9 protein-coding genes and 5 pseudogenes are annotated in these 16,883 nt (G+C 62.2%); 4 read left to right on the top strand and 10 right to left on the bottom strand.

Annotation, left to right across the window (positions count from 1 at the left end; genetic code table 11):
• Nucleotides 1–161: 161 nt before the first annotated feature.
• From RS901_RS35295 to RS901_RS35330, 8 genes and pseudogenes are all read right to left on the bottom strand, one after another.
• Nucleotides 162–314 (bottom strand): annotated as a pseudogene (locus RS901_RS35295) (AAA family ATPase); the annotation flags it as partial.
• A gap of 1 nt (nucleotide 315) precedes the next feature.
• Complete coding sequence (locus RS901_RS35300) at nucleotides 316–1,638, bottom strand: DDE-type integrase/transposase/recombinase (RefSeq protein WP_316151023.1); 1,323 nt, start codon at nucleotides 1,636–1,638, stop codon at nucleotides 316–318.
• Between the two features lie 131 nt (nucleotides 1,639–1,769).
• The gene (locus RS901_RS35305) at nucleotides 1,770–2,303 is read right to left on the bottom strand and encodes a DUF6431 domain-containing protein (protein WP_316151022.1); all 534 of its coding nucleotides are present in this window, start codon (nucleotides 2,301–2,303) and stop codon (nucleotides 1,770–1,772) included.
• Nucleotides 2,304–2,466: 163 nt separating this feature from the next.
• A pseudogene (locus RS901_RS35310) lies at nucleotides 2,467–3,399 on the bottom strand (reverse transcriptase domain-containing protein); the annotation flags it as partial.
• Nucleotides 3,400–4,143: 744 nt separating this feature from the next.
• Complete coding sequence (locus RS901_RS35315; RefSeq protein ID WP_316157566.1) at nucleotides 4,144–5,274, bottom strand: IS110 family transposase; 1,131 nt, start codon at nucleotides 5,272–5,274, stop codon at nucleotides 4,144–4,146.
• A 1,332-nt stretch (nucleotides 5,275–6,606) separates the two neighbouring features.
• A pseudogene (locus RS901_RS35320) lies at nucleotides 6,607–7,602 on the bottom strand (IS110 family transposase); the annotation flags it as partial.
• Between the two features lie 291 nt (nucleotides 7,603–7,893).
• On the bottom strand, nucleotides 7,894–8,913 hold the full coding sequence (locus RS901_RS35325) for an IS110 family transposase (protein ID WP_316157567.1): 1,020 nt from the start codon (nucleotides 8,911–8,913) through the stop codon (nucleotides 7,894–7,896).
• Nucleotides 8,914–9,002: 89 nt separating this feature from the next.
• Nucleotides 9,003–9,299, bottom strand: a pseudogene (locus RS901_RS35330) (IS110 family transposase); the annotation flags it as partial.
• Nucleotides 9,300–9,887: 588 nt separating this feature from the next.
• On the opposite strand from RS901_RS35330, the gene RS901_RS35335 reads away from it, so the two are divergent.
• A complete protein-coding gene (locus tag RS901_RS35335) occupies nucleotides 9,888–10,913 on the top strand; it encodes an IS1595 family transposase (RefSeq protein ID WP_316157568.1) in 1,026 nt (341 codons plus the stop codon).
• A 32-nt stretch (nucleotides 10,914–10,945) separates the two neighbouring features.
• On the opposite strand, the gene RS901_RS35340 is transcribed toward RS901_RS35335, so the two are convergent.
• On the bottom strand, nucleotides 10,946–11,641 hold the full coding sequence (locus RS901_RS35340) for a helix-turn-helix transcriptional regulator (RefSeq protein WP_316157617.1): 696 nt from the start codon (nucleotides 11,639–11,641) through the stop codon (nucleotides 10,946–10,948).
• A gap of 1,090 nt (nucleotides 11,642–12,731) precedes the next feature.
• Here RS901_RS35340 and RS901_RS38995 point away from each other — a divergent pair.
• Nucleotides 12,732–12,859 (top strand): annotated as a pseudogene (locus RS901_RS38995) (IS5/IS1182 family transposase); the annotation flags it as partial.
• A 282-nt stretch (nucleotides 12,860–13,141) separates the two neighbouring features.
• Nucleotides 13,142–13,519 (top strand): ModE family transcriptional regulator, encoded by a 378-nt coding sequence (locus RS901_RS35350; protein ID WP_316157569.1) that lies wholly within the window; start codon nucleotides 13,142–13,144, stop codon nucleotides 13,517–13,519.
• Nucleotides 13,520–13,842: 323 nt separating this feature from the next.
• Here the strand turns inward: RS901_RS35350 and RS901_RS35355 are convergent, their stop codons facing one another.
• A complete protein-coding gene (locus tag RS901_RS35355; RefSeq protein ID WP_316157570.1) occupies nucleotides 13,843–15,540 on the bottom strand; it encodes an IS1634 family transposase in 1,698 nt (565 codons plus the stop codon).
• 183 nt (nucleotides 15,541–15,723) lie between these two features.
• On the opposite strand from RS901_RS35355, the gene RS901_RS35360 reads away from it, so the two are divergent.
• On the top strand, nucleotides 15,724–16,812 hold the full coding sequence (locus RS901_RS35360) for an IS110 family transposase (RefSeq protein ID WP_316157571.1): 1,089 nt from the start codon (nucleotides 15,724–15,726) through the stop codon (nucleotides 16,810–16,812).
• The last annotated feature ends 71 nt before the right edge of the window (nucleotides 16,813–16,883 follow it).

Genomic DNA, 16,883 nt, shown 5'->3' on the forward strand with positions numbered 1-16,883 from the left:
GCCCTACGCGGCTTCCCCCTCGCCATCAAAACAGCACAAAGGAGATCAACGAACCAGGCCAAGCCCTACACTTATCCACAGCCGACCCTCTCGAAGTCGGCTTCCACCCCTGGCTCAATATTCAGTCGGCACGGTGGCTCAGATTTGGATCGGCGCCAACACACGCCGGGCTCGCCGGTGAGCAGGCCGATGCCGGGGCTGGTCAGCAGCCACTGGAAGCGCTCAGTCAACTGGGCGAGCGCGCCATCGTCCCACAGTTCGGTCGAATCCTTGTCCAGCGGCGCGCGATGCAGGCCGAAGTGTTGTCGGTACATGTCATGACTCCGGTGCGTAGTGGCGCTGGTGAACGAGTTCGATCAGGTTAGGACCCGGCGCGGCGGGTTCGCCGCTCGCCGGTTCCGGCAGGGGCTTACGGCGTCGGCGGGTGAGGTTCGCGACTGCGTCGAGTTCAGTGGCGGCGCCCAGCGGCTGTCCGGATTCGCTCTCGACGCGCCTGACCGTCGCGGTATGCGGATCGACGACGAGCAGCACGGTCCTGCCGGTGAGCTCGTACGGGACCTCGAAGCGCTTGCCCTGGAACGACACCGTGCCATCGCGGCGCACATGGCGCGCGACGCGATGCAGGAACAGCTCATCGAGTTGCGCGGCCAGCGAGCCCAGCAGGCGGATCCTGGGTAGGTCCTGTTGATAGCGGGCCAGCGGCGTTTGGTTACCGAGCGCGCTGTGTGTGTTGCGGTGATAGACCTGCTCGACCCAGGCCCACAGGCGGGCGTTCAGGTCGGCCAGGTCGCGGATATGGCTTATGTCGAGCTCGGCGAGGAACTGGTCGCGTAGGGTCCGGTGCCAGCGCTCCAACTTACCCTTGCCTTCTGGCGCGTACGGCCGGCAATAGACCAGGCGGATGGACAGTCTGGCGCAGATGGCCTGCAAGGTCGAGGCGCGATAGGCCGCGCCGTTGTCGACGACGATCATCCTGGGGATACCCCGCTTCAGAAGCGCCTGCTTGAGCACGCCTTCAATATCCAGCGCCGTCTCCGCCAGGCAGAATGCGCCGTGGGCGATGAGCCGCGAGGCGTCATCCATCAGCGAGACGAGATAGGTCTTCATGCGCCGGCCGCCGAGCGACAGTGTGGGCCCGTGCATGACGTCGCCGTACCAGATGGAACCGGCGTGTTCGGCCACGAAGCTGCGCTTCTCGTCCGGCACGACAGTTGGGCCGGCAATGCGCGACAGACCGTGCGCCTGGAGCAGTCGGTGCATCGCGCAGCGCGAGAGCGTGTCACGCGGCACGACGCCGGCGGCCTCGAGCAGCAGGCGGATCTGGCGAATCGAGCGGCGCGGGTTCTCGCGCTTGGCGGAAAGCACTGCGGCTTGCACCGGCTCGGGCAGCTTGGAGCGGCCGGTATCGGCGCGGGGCTTGTCGGCCAGCCCTGCGATGCCCTCGCGCCGCCAGGCGTAGTACCAGGCCTGCCAGGTCTTCTCGCCGATGTGGCGCCGGCGCGAGCCGGGAATCGCGTACTCCTGGCTGGCCAGTTGCCGCACGAGCTGCTGCAGCTCGCCGCGACCCAGCTTCTCGCGGCTCACCAGCGGGCCGAGCACCGACAGGCGAAACAGCGCCTTCGGATCGATGTCGTTCATGAACGTTCCTCGTTAAAAGAAAGGAAACGCCATGAGACCTGCGATCCGAATCCGGCGGCAGTGGGCAAAGTGTGTGGAGCGCTGGCTACGGCGCGGATCGGCCCATCGCGCGTCGCGCCGCAGTCAACGGATCACGGGACATCTTGTCCGTCGTGATCGAGCCAGGCCATCGCTTCACACAATGGCATCCGGTCGAAACAGGCAAGCCAGAGCGCGCGCGTATCGGTGGCGCGGCCCAGCCCGGCAAAGCGGCTGCGCAGATGGAAGGCGAAGGTGACGCCATGCATTTGCAGCCAGCGCCACCAGCGCCGCACGGTGTAATAGCTCAGCCCGAGCACCGCAGCCGTGCGGCGTAGCGACGCGCCGATGAGCAGGAGCAGCAGGACCTGCTGCTGCACCGTCCAGTCGTACCAGCGGCGTGGACAGAGGCACAGCGGCAGGCGAGAGCAGGTTCGGCGGCACGTCGAACAACGAAAGCGCAGCACAGGGACCGGATTGAGCAAGCCGTCATCACTGCGGTCAGCCTTGCGGTGATAGCAGCCGTGGCACCACAGGCATGCGCTACCGCAATGCCCGCAGGCATCCGGCCGATACGACTGCGGCGTTGAACGCACGGCGCGAAGATGTTGTTCGAGCGCGGGAAACGCGAATACAATTCGATGCATAGGCCGGTCTGTTCTGATGGTTCGTGCGGGGTCGGAAACGTCGCACGATATCAGAGCAGTACTGGCCTTCTTTACATCCGTTGAGTCTCGCGATGATCAAGGCAAAGTTCGTAAACACGCTCTCGCCGAAACCGCGATGAACACCCCTCGCTAAACCTTAAGTTCGGCGGGACGTAACACCCAGAAAGCCGAAGCTTTCCCCGCAGTCCAAATCCACTGTGCGACTCTTCTCTTCATTGACCTCGACCTGTAGTTTGGCAAACTCTTCCCGAAGCCGTCGGCTTACCGCTCCCAGCAGCCACGCATGGCGCGGATGGGCATCGATCAGCACGACCAGGTCGTCGGCGAAACGAGCATACTCGACGTAGGTGTACTTCCCGTTTCGGGTGGCTTCCTTCGCCCGCTCCAGCATCCGATCCACCTCGGTGAGATAGAGGTTACTGAGCAGCGGCGAAATCACCCCGCCTTGCGGAACGCCTTGTTTGCCCGATGCCGTCAGCATCAGCTTCAGCAGATGCATGACGTCCCCATCATTGACCCGACGCGCTACCTTCTCCAGCAGCAGATGATGCCGCACGGTGTCAAAGTAGGCGCGCAAATCCAAGTCTATGACACGGGTCTTCCACTGGACGATCGCCGTCGCCACCCGATGCACCGCGTCATGCGCGGTCCGCTTCGGACGATAGCCATACGATCCCGGTTGGAAGTCTGCTTCAAAGATCGGTTCCAAGATGAGCTTGAGCGCACCTTGCACCACGCGGTCGCGGATGCAAGGAATCGAGAGGACGCGGACTTTTCCCCCGTCCTTCGGTATCTCCTGTCGTCGCGCCCGTAACGGCACGTAGGTGCGCTCGGTCAGTTCGCCCTGTATCTGCTCGAGGAAGGACTCCACGCCTTGCGCCTCGATGACCTCGAACGTCACCCCATCACTACCCGGGGCGCCGTCGTTCTTCTTGGCCAGCGCGTACGCTTCGCGCAGCGTTTCCATCTTGCAGACATGGACATACAACCCCCAGAAACGCCAGGACGGTTCAGCCTTCGCCTTGACGTATATTCCCCGCCTCAGGTCCTGCAAACTGCTGGACGCCTTTGTCATCTCGTCCTTGCCTCCCATGTTGTCGAGGACATCACAAACAGCAGGGCCCCTTCGCTCCACCGTCGTTACCGGCTTCACAGCTACTACGGACCCATCCGCCACCCTCTCGCCTTCGGCCCACTTCCCGGGTTCGCCGGTTATAGGGCCTACCTTGCTCCGGTGATTTCGCGCCGGGGCGAGGAGGGCTTCTCCAGTTGCTTAGCATGTCCTTGTCATCGTGCCGTCGCTTCCACCCCGCCGAAGTGGAATAGCCGTATCGGTCAGATTTCGGCTACCCATGCTGCCTTCGCCCTACGGATGCAGGCTCGGCCTTCGGGGCTTTTCATTTTCGAGGCCACATTCACGTTCACTTTCATTACGGCCCGATGACTCGCGTACTCCCCAAAGGAGCACCTGTCGATAGGCTTCAGAGTCTTGGTTTCCCGCCATCCTGCTATCCAAGCTGATATGACTCCCCGTGTCAATCGAGATTGGTTTGATTCAGTTTCACAGTTGCATGTTGTTCTCTCCCCAATTTCCTGAGGGCGACGTAGCAGTAAGTCTCGACGGTGGATCACGCTGATATCCGCGGGTTGGTTACCGCATTACAGAGGTCCGCCCAATGAGCCTGCCGCTATCTACGGCCGGGAGTCGGATGAAATCCGTTGCCTAGCTTGGTCGCGGGTTGCTCGTGTGCCGGGCTACGCCGCCTTCAGGAAACTGGCTCCAAAGTGGTGTCAAATACGTCGATGCCGCGGCGCTGGGTTATGTTGCCCGCGCCTCATGTGGTACGGCGAGCGACATTGCGAGCTGGCTGATGTCCCAGATGAACCCGCTCAGTTCGCGGGCCACCGCGACTACCGCAATGTTCGGGTTCTTGCCACGTGCGGCAAGTCTCCGATAGCGCCGGCACAGTCGGACCTGGGCGTCCCAGGACCGGTCAACGATGGCTTTTGGGATGCCTTCGTGCCGGCGCTGGATTTCGGGGCTCACCCGTGCGGGGTGCCGGTAACTCCATGCGGCTTCGATTAGCAGCTTTCTTGCATAGCTATTGCCGTTCTTGGTGATGCTGCCCTGTCGCCGCTTCTCACCGGACGAGTGTTCGGCGGGCGTCACGCCGAGCCAGGACATCAGTTGGCGCGGATGGACAAAGCGCGAGAGATCGCCCAACTCGGCGAGGATGCCTATCGCCGTGGTGAACTGCACGCCGCGCATGGTCTGCAAGCCCAGTACGGCTGGATAGAAGCGCCAGTTGACCACGGCTTCGCGCAAGGCCGCTTCGAGACGGCCGCATTGCGCGAGCCGGTCCTCGATAGCACGTCGATATTCGTCAAAGGCAAGTTGCTGCCACGCGCTATCGAACGCAAATTCGCTTATCCAGCGCCGGTGTGCCGGCCCCCAGTCAGCTCTGCCGGTGTAGCGGACACCGTGCAAAAGCAGAAAGGCCTTCAGCCGTTGGCGGGCGCGCTTCAGATCGTCCTTGGCGCTGACCCAGGCGCGTGACAGATCGCGGAATGCTTCGTCTTCGACGCTAGGCACGTACACGGCCGAGAGGTCACCGGCACGCAGCGATCGCACCAGTTTGACCGCATCGCGCCTATCGGTCTTGACGCGCTCACCGGGCTTCTTCGGGATCAGCGACGGCGCGCACACCATACACTCGAATCCCTTCCCTGCAAGCTGCCGGTAAAGGCCATAGCCGCAAGGGCCTGCCTCGTAGACGATGCGGATCCGGCATGCTTTGGACTGTAAGCGCTTGCACAGGCGATCAATATCCGTCTTCGAGGTACCGATCTTGCCAAGCAGCTCCACCTCACCCATGCCAATTGCATAGGCGACCGTGATCGAGTCCTTGTGGACATCCAACCCGACATACAAAGTGCTATCGTGCTCCATGCTTTGCGACACGTGTCGCCGTCTGCCGGACGTAAACCGGTTGAGGTATTGGATGGCAAAGCTCTTCCCTGCCTTGTCACACTCCGCCGCCATTGCTATTTGCGGCAGAGACTGTGACCTGCTGTACGACCAGCAGTTGCCTTCCAGGACATGCGCGATGGGTAACTGTCGGGTGTGAAGCTCTTGGGACAATGTACTTTTCGAATGACGGCTCATCTCGGTGACGAGGGGGCCGACACTGCAAGCAGCAAGGCGGTGTGAAGGCTAGGCAAGTTCCGAATGCACAACGTAAGTGAATTGCCGCTCGAATCCTCGAAAACACGAACAAGCCAAAGCTGCTGATGGGCTTGAACCAAAAGGTGAATGGCCGGTTACTTCCTTAGCATGTGGAAGTACGTCGTCGAAGCGCCATCGGGGAACAGGCAGGTGCTAACCGGATAGGCCCACCGGCGTGGGTCGGCAAGGATGGGAACGTGGTAAACCCGATCTCTCGCCCTCATTCCAGTGAACCGGTATGAAGGCAGGCAATCCGCAAGGAAAGTTGTTGGGGGAGCGGGCATGGGATTGCGGAAAAAGCGAACGGCGGCCTGTAATGGGGCGCACAAGGGTTCCAGATTTGCCCTGACCTGAAAGGGTGCCCACTTCCGCATGGTGCAGCTGTCGTATGCCATCGTCTGAGATTCGACGAGAGGAAGCCTGGAAGAGGCTGGTATCACTACGGTTCGGCGCCTCTCGCCTTGGCAATACGGTGAATCAACGATGAGACGTATGCGAAGTCCATATGTAGTCAACATGGTCGGTGTCGGGACGACACTTAACGCTGTGCTTGAGCGCAGTGCGGTGAAAGTCGCACGCTGCGTTCTTAGGGGGCGGCGACGCAGCAATGCGTTGCTGCTACCCGCCGGCCTCCGCGCTGGAAATCGCCGGGTGTGGCACTGTCCACACCATGCGGCTCTGGCAGTCATGCTAACCCGCGTTTGATTCCTCGCGGCGGCCAGCCCTCTTGCCCCCAGGGGAGTCATACTGACTACGGAGCTTCTGACTTTTGCTCCGGCAGGTCTATCTCCTGCTGAACATGCCAGCCTTTGCTGGACACACATCCGGACGTGAATCTCTCGATTCATCCGGCTCCTATCGTTCAACCGCCCCCCAACGACCAATGCGGGAACAGGCCCGGCTGGCGAGCTCTGACGCCGTTCAGCCATGCCCAGGCTCGCGCTTTGCGACCGTGAAGGGTTTTGTATTTCCGTTGTGCCCAGTGCACCAGCGCGTAATCGACTGCGCGTAGGACATTGATAAGCACAGACCGGTGAAACCGCCTGAGAACTGGGTTCAGGGGGCCACCGCCACCACAGGACTGAGCTGGAAGCCGAGCGCGGTGGCGCGGCGCTTGAGCGCGGCGATGCTGCGCTGGCGCTGCTGCTCCTCGTACTTCTGCTGACCTTGGTCGAGGAAGGCCTCACCGCGCGTGAGCATGAAGTAGATCATGCGCGCGAGCTTGTGGGCGACGGCGGTATTGGCGCGCGGCTTGTCCATGCGGGCGCACAGGCGGCGATAGAAGGCACCGAGCGCGGAGTCGTTGCGCGACAGACTCATGGCCGCGAGCTTGAGCGCCTGGCGCACCCGGTTGGTCGAGCGTCGCGTGCGCGCCGACAGGACCTTGCCGCCGCTGATCTTGGTGCCGGGGCACAGCCCGAGCCATGAGCAGAAGTGCTTGACGGTAGCAAAGCGGCGCAGGTCCGGGCCGATCTCCGACAGGATCGTCAGCACCGAGGTCACGGCCAGGCCGTTGATGCGGGTGAGGTCGACCCCGGCCCAGCGCGCCAGCGCGGCGCGGGCATCAAACTCCGGGGTGTTCTTGCCGCGCCGCTTGCCCGGCCCGCCGAGTTCGAGCTCGTGACGGCCGAGCGGCGCGAGCAAGGCCTCGATCTTCGCGTCGCACTCGAGGATGCGCTGGGCCAGACTGTCGAACATCGCGAGGGCCTGCCCGAGCACGAACAGGTGCTCCTCACGCCAGTTACCGGTCAGCGCCCGCGCGATGTCGCGCTCGCTGGCCTTGACGCGGCTGTGGCGATGGCGCGCCAGCGCCTTGGGGTCACGCTCGCCCGCCACAATGGCCCGCACGATGGCCTGCCCGGTCAGGCCCATCACGTCGGTGAGCACTTCGCTGAGCTGCAGGTTCATCTGCACCAGCGCCTTCTGCATGCGCTGCACCCATTCGGCCTGCGCGGTCAGTAGCACCTCGCGCTGACGCACCACCGCGCGCACCACACAGACTTCATCGCCGGGGCGCCAGGCCGCGCGCAGCAGCCCCAGGCTCATTAGCTTTATATGGACGCCTCCATCTTTGCAAAGGGTTTCGATCGATCTGACGTGACAGGAACGGCTGCAGCTTTATATGCGGCCTTGTGGCAGCTGGTATTTCGGCTGCGGGCCCCTATGGAATCCGCTGACTCGCACCTCATTTCTGCAACGAGCTCGAAGCTCTTCCAGCTGATTCAGGTTTGGCGAGTCCTCGGTCCGACCTGTTTTGCCATCACTCTCGATTGCCAGCGCAACCTTTTGACGTTCCATCGACCTCTACAAAGTTGATTTCACACGCAACGGTTACTATTCTGCTCATGCAGGTTTGGTGCTCACGTATCCTCTCTGATAGGGCCGGTCGTGGGCCAGTACCGCCCAGATGGTCCGTGCCATCTTGTTGGCCAGCGCGACGGCCACCACATTCGGTGGCCGTCGCCTTTTCATCTGCTCGATCCAGGGATCAGGCTTTTTCGCGTTCGTGATAACACTGCGTGCACCGTGAATGAGTAGCGTGCGTAAATAGGTGTCACCGCGCTTGCTGATTCCGTGGAGGTTCACCTTGCCACCCGAACCCGTTTGTTTCGGTACGAGCCCGATGCAGGCGGCAAACTCACGGCCGGAGCGGAATGCTTTTGCGTCGCCTATCGTCGCGATTGCCGCTGTCGCAGTCAGCAGGCCGACGCCAGGAATCTCGCTGATCGCCTTGACCTGCTTGTTTTCCTTTTTCCATTCGCGCATCCTTCGCTCGATTGTGGCGATCTGCTTGTCCAGGTCGGTCAATCCGTTCCACTGTTCGCGCAGCGTGTCGATGAGTGCCGCTGGCAAGCGATCGGCAACCCGGGCCAGCACGTCGGGCATTGCCCTGTCCAGCGCCGCTCGGCCCTTGGCCATGACTTCGCCGTACTCGGTAAGCAGTCCGCGCAGCGCGTTGATCTGCATCGTGCGGAACTTCACGAGCTGCTCACGTGTACGGTGCAGCGCCAGTATCGCCTGCTGCGTCTCGGTCTTGATCGCGACGGGCTTGCTCGGCTGCTGTACTGCTAGCCAGATCGCCCGGGCGTCGGCGGCATCCTTCTTGTTCCGAATGTTGAACGCTTTCACGTATTCCCCGGGCATCAGTTTTACCTGATGCCCCATCTTGGTGAGCTGCCTTGCCCAGTGATGCGAACCGCCACACGCTTCCATGCCGATCAGGCACGGTGCGCGGTTGACGAAGTATTCGAGAAACCTCGCCCGCTTGATCGGCTTGTTCACGATTTCACCGGTCTCCTCGTCGAGGTGATGCACCTGAAAGACGTTTTTTGCAATGTCGATACCAACTGGAGTCAGCTTCATGACGGACCCTCCGGTTTGGCTGTGAAGAGCTCCATGATCCTCCAACTTGGGCACTTTGATGCTTGGTGCGAGGGGAGGCGTCCATACCATTTCTGCAGCCACTGGCAGTCGAGCACGTCGCTCTTGCGCCCGGGCACGTATTTCATCTGCCGCGCATCGACCAGCCAGACCGTCAGGCCATGCTGTTCCAGCACTTCATACACGGGGATCCAGTAGACCCCGGTGGATTCCAGCGCCACCGTGTCCACGCCGCACGCCAGCAGCCAGTCGGCCAGCGCGTGCAGATCGTCAGTCATCGCGCCGAACTCACGCACCGGCTCAGAGCCGGCTTGTTCGGCCAGATGCCGCGGCACCGCCGCCCAGTGGCTCGACGCGCCCACATCGATCCCCGCCGCGTGGGAACACCTCGTCGTCGTCTCGCTTGCGCATCGCCATGGCCTGCTCCAGAATCGTCAGTGAACGGCAGCGCCATGGGAAGCGTCGAAGTTGACTCGATCTCATGAACGGGATGCGGCTCGCGCCGCTCACCACTGTCGCCGACGAATCCCGGACCATGCTCCTAAGCGGGCTCACTCCACGGCATGCCACGCCGTGAGCGCGCACCATTGGGCGGTCGGTCATCGCAGCGCTGCCGTTCACCGGTATAGCTCATCTCGGTTTCTCCGCCCACGCCGGGCCCGGCCAAGGGGCCTAAAATGCTCCTGAGAAACTGGTGGTGCAGCGCGGAATGGACCGCTCCCGGCCACAATGTGGCCGCCCGCTGCAGTCGTGGCAAGCGAGATGGCGCAAGCTCAGCGAATAGGCGACGTACCAGCGCACGCAGGTAGTGCAGGCGCGTCAAGACCTCCGTGGCTTCCGGATTTGGCCGATCATAAACTGCTGCAGTCGAGTTACGTCCATTCCGTGCTTATCCGGTTGTCTCCCAAGCCCCCTACCGATAGTATGTTGGTCATCTGTGCCTACCCGGGGCAACCATGGTTATTGACGTGCTTGACCGAAGCGATCTGCCGTTTCCGGGCTCGCTGCCGGAGTTTCAGCAGATGTTTCCAGACGAAGCGGCATGCATGGCCTACCTTGAGCGCGCTCGATGGAGCGATGGGTTCATTTGTGGCCACTGTGGCTTGCTTGATGAGCCGTACCGCTTTGCCAATCGCCCCGGCGTTTTCCGTTGTCGCCATTGCACACGCGACACGAGCCTCACCGCTGGCACCGTCATGGAGCGCACGCACACACCGCTGTCGGTTTGGTTCTGGGCGGCGTATCTGGTCGCCAGTCAGACGCCTGGCATGTCGGCCGTTCAGTTCCAGCGCCAACTCGGCCTGTCGCGTTACGAGACCGCCTTCCAGATACTCCACAAGTTGCGCGCCGGCATGGTGCGCCCCGACCAGGATCGGATCGGTGGCAAGCCTGAGGAACACGTCGAGGCCGATGAGGCCTACGTCGGTGGGCGTACTCGCGGCAAAGGCAGGGGCGTGCACGACATGGTTCTTGTGGCCGGCGCTGTCGAGGTTCGGCAACGCAAGCTTGCCGGCAGCCGCAACAAACGCAAGAGCGCACGGTATGCCGGACGAGTTCGGCTCGCTCTGGTTCCTGACCGAAGTGCCCGGTCGCTGGACGGATTCATCGAGCGTACCGTTGCATCCGGCGCAACCATCATCACCGACGACTGGAGCGGTTATGCCAAGCTGGGCGAGCGCGGCTATGGCCATATCGCCATCGCGCAGCGTGGTGACATGCAAGTGGCCGAAACCCTCCTGCCGATCATTCACCTTGTGTTCTCCAATCTCAAGACCTGGCTGCGCGGCAGTCATCACGGTGTCAGCCCGCAGCACCTACAAGCCTATCTCAACGAATTCACCTTCCGCTTCAACCGCCGTTTCTATCCCTTCAACGCGTTTCGCTCCCTGCTCGGCATCGCTGGTGACGTCACCGCGCCGACCTATGCCGAGCTCTATGCCAAAAAATCGCTACCCACTACATCTAGTAGGTCTGGGAGCTAACCGGATAAGCACGGTCCATTCTAATGAATGGACTATTGCGGCAGAACCCACTCCAGCGTCGCGCCGCGCTGTAGGGCGGCGTAAACAGCCTCGCCCTTGTTGCGCACCTTCAGGCGCTGGTACAGCGTGCAGGCGTGGCTCTTGACCGTCGCTACCGAGATATTGAGCATGCGGCTGATCGTCTTGATCGGGTAGCCGCGCGCCAGCAGTACCAGCACCTCGTATTGGCGCGGCGTGATCTTCAGCATCACGGCTTCGCCGTAGTTGGGCTCTTCCTCGACCATCGGTGCGGCGGTTGCTGCGGACAGGGGCTGTTTGTGCTTGAAGTATTTCAGATCGTGCACGGCCACTGCAGTGCGCAGCGTGCCGGCACAGGATGCGAGCGACAGCGGCTCGCCTTGCAATGGCGCTGGGTGCGAGGCGCCCAGCGGGAGCGGCGCCGCCAATGCCAGCGATTGCACCGTCGGCATGGCCGAACGCAAGGCGGACGGCATCGCGCCGGTCTCGGGGGCGAAGAGCATCCCCTGTATGCCCGATACAGCGAGGCGAATCGCAGCCTCGATTACCGCGAGCGCGGCGGATTTCGGCAGGCAGCCGCAAACGCAGCGGGCGCTAGGGTTGGGGACGTGCAGGGGGAGCACGTCGGCCAAGATCAGGATGCGCTGTGGAGACAGCGCTTCGCTGGCCCGCTCCAGCTGCTCCCAGCCGGCCGCAGTATCGGCGGGCATGCCGAACACGAGCAGGTCTGCATTGTGGTGCTTGGCATCCAGCCGCGCGATGTCGGCGGGCGCATTGGCCGCAACCTGTACGGAGCTAGAATTTTTCGGGTACGGGTACGGGTACGGGTACGGGTTAACCTTCCAGCCGCGGCAAGTTCAATCCCATAAGAACGGAACAGCCGGAACCTGGAAGCAGGGGGGAATCATTTCCAGTCAGGCCCTAGCTAGTGGTTAGTGGGCTGCTGCCTTGTCACACTCTCCTTAAGCACTGCGCCCACAGTCCGCTCCTGAGTAAAGCGGGGAGTGAAGCCATGAACGCGTTGCTGATCGAGGAGCATCCGCTGCTCCGGCTCGGGCTATTGAAAATATTCGAGAGCATCGAAGTATCCGTACTAAGTCAGCTTATATTCATATTATGGGCTGGCTGAAAGGATTGCAAGCGGGTGGATCTGGGACGAGACGGGGTGGCAATGAACGGACGTTCATAATCCTTTAGTTTAGCGGGCTGTTGAAAAGCACTCTGACTAACCGTGCCACGTCGGAGCTGAAATACCTCCAGGCGAGGTGGGCAAGCGATCTGCCGTACCGGCAGGCCACGGCACTGCTTAAAGAAGCGCTGCCGCTGGACAAGGGCATTTCGTTCAGCGCGACCCGTGACCGGATTCGCACTATTGGAAAACGACTTGACGCTGACATCAAGCTTGACATCGCGAAGCTGCCCCAACCTGTAGCCGACATCCAGATTCGCGAATCCAGCCATGTCGCCGCCGTGAGCGTCGACTCCGCGTGGCTGTGGCATTGCGACTCCGTGAGAGGCCTTGGCCGCCACGTCAACCTCATTGCCGGGCGAGCGACGTTTACCGACAGTCCGCCAAAGTTCTATGCCTATGTGCACCGGGAAGTTACCTCGGCTGTAGCGCGGCTCGATCAGTTCCTCAGTCGGAACGGTGTGGCAACCGATGAACGCGTGACCGTGATTAGCGACGACGCCAGTGAATTTGAGAAGACCGTCCAGGGCAGTCAGCTTGCTCGCGGCAGGATTCTCGACTGGTTCCACATCGCCATGAAGTTCAACACCGCGCAGCGTGATCCTCAACACGAGCAAAGCGTCGGCTGGGCCAAAACGGTTGGACGCATGTGTCAGGTGATTGGGTGCGCGGCTTGACGAAGGCCGATTAGATGTTTGTGCGGACCATGGCCGTCTACAACCTCGTGCGGATGCATTAGCTGGGACAAGTCCGTCCGCAGTGGCAATAATGCTGTTGTCGGTTTTTCAGCAGTTTGGCGCCTGTTTTCGGCTCACTCGCCAAGCCAACCGGCGTCGAGAGCATGCCACGACGCGCTCGACTCTGGCGCCAGTCCGAAAAAGCTGGTGCAAAGACACAACAGGATAAACCCTCGGCCACGGAAACCTTGGGGCCGAGTCTCTTCTCCGGACTAGGCGACATGGGAGGAATTCTGTTGCTTTTGCTACAGTGCAGATGAACTGAAGCCAACGAGGACCAGCAGATGCAATTGAACCTCCTTAAACCGCGCCTTCAAGTCGGAGATGGCGTTGTCATACGGCATGAAGTTATTGAGCTTCTACGTGAGATTGGCAAGCAGTCATCAATCGCTGGCGCAGCGCGGGAAAGAGAAATGGAATTTCGGACCGCATGGGGGTTCATTCAAGACCTCAACGCAGCACTCGAAAAGCCCGCTGTGATCGTCGTGAAGATGCAGGGGCCGGGAGGGCGTGGCAGCCAGTTGACCCCTTTGGGAATTGCTCTCATCGAGGAATTCGACAAGATTGATTCAGCTTGTCAAGCTGCGGCTAGGCGAGGAATCGCGGCGATCAGAAGGCAGATTGATAGGGCGCCGGACGCCTTTCCAACCGATGACCAGTGACTAGAAGAAGAACCCCCGGTCGGCATGGACGGGGCTGAAGACATCGAGTGCGTCGGCTCGGAGAATGGGAGCCGGAGCCGGCCACCGTCGCCGTGCCAGTCTGCGTGCCGAACCAACCGCCGCTAGCGTTGGCCTGCCTGCACCGTAAGCGACCGGCCAATCTTGCGATTACCCAGTCGGACCTGAAAAATTCGGATTGTGGGTTCGGCCTAGCTGAAAGGTGGCGGTTCTGGTCGTATCAGTCGGCCTAGCGGTACTTTCGCAAAGCAAGGGGCCGGATCGACGGCTCTTGGCCGTCAATCGTCGCTGAACGGGCGCAGACGTCATACATGAAATAATGTTGGTCCCCACCTCTGCAGCTCGAAGATCTTCACGGCGCGGCGCTGCTCGGCCGTGAGCTCCGGCGCCAGCATCGCCGTTGGCCGTCGTCCCGCTGCCCCGGTCTTCGTCCTCACCAACGTCACCTTGATCTCGGCCAGTCCTTCCATCATGCGACGGGCCGAAGCGTCGGCCCGCAGGGCAATCTTCGCCAAGCTCACGAGCATCAGGCCGAGCACGGTCGCGAAGGTGTGCAGGCGCAGCGATCCGTCGGCCCACTGGTGTGATGGCCCCCACGGAACCACGCCGCCTTTCTTCGTTCTGCGGAACAACTCCTCGACGTTCCACTGCCCTCGGAACGCGTAGACGATGCGCCCTGTACTCCAGGTGTGCCGATCCGTACACAGCACCCGCCTGCCCAGTCGCGTTCGCTCCAGCTCGCGGCGCAATGCGGCATCGACGTGCCATTGCAAGGTCGGTGCCGCTTCGGTTCCGGCGATGGTGGTCACGACGAAGCTCGACAGGTGTTCCCGAGTCAGCGCCTTCTTGACCCGCAGCTCCAGCCGGCTGCGCGTGATGCGACCCTTTTGGACCAACCCCTCCAGCGTGCGCAGTTCCTCCTTCGCCTTGCGCAGTGCCACCGCGATCCCGCGTTTTTGACCCTCGAGCAGCTCCTGGCTCTCCACCACCACGAGCGTGCGGTCCAACTCGCCGACGGTGGTTCGAACCCGCGCTGCCCGCACTTCGCTGAGCTTGCCCGACAGCGGCTTCATCGCACCGCGCTGCGCCGCCATCTGCAGCGCCTCTTGCGCGGCCTTGTGCCCCAGCGGCAACGAGATGAGGCTGTAGTAGCCGGCGGCATCGAGATCGAGTTCCAGTTGCGGGCTCCAGAACCCGCCGTCCCGTACCACCGTGCGCTGCGCCGGCTGCTTGCGACCCTCACCGCTGTCGAGCGCCTCATGCAACTGCGCCAACCCAGCCAGGCACGCCGCGAGCACCGCCTGGTCCGAGCCGTTGCCGGGATACGTCCGATACAACAGCGGCACATGACCCGTCTCGCTGACCAGAAGGCCAAGCCCGACCACACGCAGGTCCTTTCTCTTGCTCTTGGCGTGTCCTCGCCGGGCCAGATCGCCGGGCGTCTGTGTGTCGATGTGGGTATCGAAGTTCGTGGTATCGAATGCGAGCACGTCCGCGGACAGCTCGAAGCGGGCGATGGCGGCCTTCGCGATGGCCACCTGCGCCTGCTCCAACTGCTCATCGGTCACCTGCTGCGCGACACGATGGAAGGCCTGGCCGGTGAACGCTGAGCCCGGCAAACACGACAGGCGCGGCAGACTCCCGTCGAGAAACTCACCCAGCTCACACTTGGGTCCCGGTGTACACGCGCGCTGAATCGCCACGGCCACCGCCAACTCGCCCACGGACGGGCCGCCTTTGGCGCCAACCCCTGCGCACGCCCGATCAATCTGCCCGATCAGGTCCAATTGCTCGGCCACCCAGATCAACGCCCCGACGTCGCCGACCCCGCGCGTGCCCACCGTTTGGGTCGCACTCAGATCCGCGACTCGCGGCGGCTCGGCCGGTCCCAGCACGACCTGGCGTGCGACGGATCGTCCCCGCTCGGCATCCCACACGGACTGCGCCGCGATGCGGTAGCGATGGCCGTTGACTGTTCGTTCGAAAATGTGCATTTCTTTCATGTAGCATCTTCGAGCCAAAGAATCAACCGAAATCCAATACCTACGCCACATTCCGCCTCGGTGCCGCCCCGGAACAACATCAAGCTTGCGAAAGTAATGACATGGACTCCCCCCTTCCCCTGCGGCATCGGAAGTGCCAGATTGAGAGTTCGGACCAAACTCAATCACGGTGAGGAGGGAGTCATGGACAAGGTTACATGCATCGGACTGGATATCGCGAAAAATGTGTTCCAGGTGCACGGGGTGGACGCCCAAGGGAAGATCGTGGTGCGCAGGACGCTGACCCGGTCCCGGGTGAGGGAGTTCTTTGCGAAGCTCCCACCGTGCCTGGTGGGGATCGAAGCCTGCGCGAGTGCCCACTACTGGGCGCGAGAGCTGCGCAAGCTGGGGCACGAGGTGCGCCTGATGGCTGGCCAGTTCGTCGCCGCTTACCGCAAGAGCGGCAAGAACGATGCCAACGACGCGGAGTCGATTTGCGAAGCGGTCCGGCGGCCCAGCATGCGCTTTGTCGCCGTCAAGAGCGAGGAGCAGCAGGCGGTGCTGGTGTTACACCGGGCGCGCTCGCTGGCGGTTCAGATGCGCACCGCACAGGCCAATCAGATCCGCAGCCTGTTGGGCGAATTTGGCATCGTGCTGCCCCAGGGCATTCATAAGTTGCGCGAGCGGCTGCCTGATGTTCTGGAGGACGCCGAGAACGGATTGCCTGGGCTGGCACGCGTCGCCGTATGCGAGCTGATGGAGGAGTTTCATCACCAGGACGAGCGCGTGGCCGGCTATGAACGGCAGATCAACCGGCTGGCCGCCCAAAGCGAGCCAGCCAAGCGACTGATGCAAATCGAGGGGGTCGGGCCCATCACCGCTACCGCGCTGGTGGCCAGCATCGGCGATCCGAGGCTGTTCGATAGCGGCCGACAGTTTGCCGCCTGGCTGGGCCTGACGCCACGTCAGCACTCATCCGGGGGCAAGGCACGGCTGGGCAGCATCACCAAGCGCGGCGATGTCTACCTGCGTACCCTGCTGGTGCACGGCGCCCGAGCGGTCATGCGCACCATCGAGCGGCGCAGTGACGCCAACAGCGCCTGGGCCCGGGCGCTCGAAGCACGCAGCGGAAAGAACGTGGCCGCCGTGGCGCTGGCCGCCAAGCATGCCCGCATCATCTGGGCGATGCTCGCCAAGGGTTCGGATTACCGCAGCCCGAGGAGGCTAGCGGAGACGTTAGACACGAAAGGCTTTGCTTGCAGGGAGGGGGAAATTGCAGGTGACATAGGTTGAAGGTTGCCGCGAATGGTCGAATTGCGGCCCTGCCTCGAGAGCAGCACAACGTCGAACCGAAAGGAGTAACA

The sequence above is a fragment of the Cupriavidus sp. BIC8F genome, assembly GCF_032465815.1.
GTDB lineage: Bacteria > Pseudomonadota > Gammaproteobacteria > Burkholderiales > Burkholderiaceae > Cupriavidus > Cupriavidus necator.

What these genes read in the sequence shown, in the direction of transcription:
- RS901_RS35315 (WP_316157566.1), bottom strand. Translation starts at nt 5,274, where the DNA reads ATGGAGCACGATAGCACTTTGTATGTCGGGTTGGATGTCCACAAGGAC.
- RS901_RS35335 (WP_316157568.1), top strand. Translation starts at nt 9,888, where the DNA reads ATGGTTATTGACGTGCTTGACCGAAGCGATCTGCCGTTTCCGGGCTCG.
- RS901_RS35300 (WP_316151023.1), bottom strand. Translation starts at nt 1,638, where the DNA reads ATGAACGACATCGATCCGAAGGCGCTGTTTCGCCTGTCGGTGCTCGGC.
- RS901_RS35350 (WP_316157569.1), top strand. Translation starts at nt 13,142, where the DNA reads ATGCAATTGAACCTCCTTAAACCGCGCCTTCAAGTCGGAGATGGCGTT.
- RS901_RS35305 (WP_316151022.1), bottom strand. Translation starts at nt 2,303, where the DNA reads ATGCATCGAATTGTATTCGCGTTTCCCGCGCTCGAACAACATCTTCGC.
- RS901_RS35355 (WP_316157570.1), bottom strand. Translation starts at nt 15,540, where the DNA reads ATGAAAGAAATGCACATTTTCGAACGAACAGTCAACGGCCATCGCTAC.
- RS901_RS35360 (WP_316157571.1), top strand. Translation starts at nt 15,724, where the DNA reads ATGGACAAGGTTACATGCATCGGACTGGATATCGCGAAAAATGTGTTC.
- RS901_RS35340 (WP_316157617.1), bottom strand. Translation starts at nt 11,641, where the DNA reads ATGCCCGCCGATACTGCGGCCGGCTGGGAGCAGCTGGAGCGGGCCAGC.
- RS901_RS35325 (WP_316157567.1), bottom strand. Translation starts at nt 8,913, where the DNA reads ATGAAGCTGACTCCAGTTGGTATCGACATTGCAAAAAACGTCTTTCAG.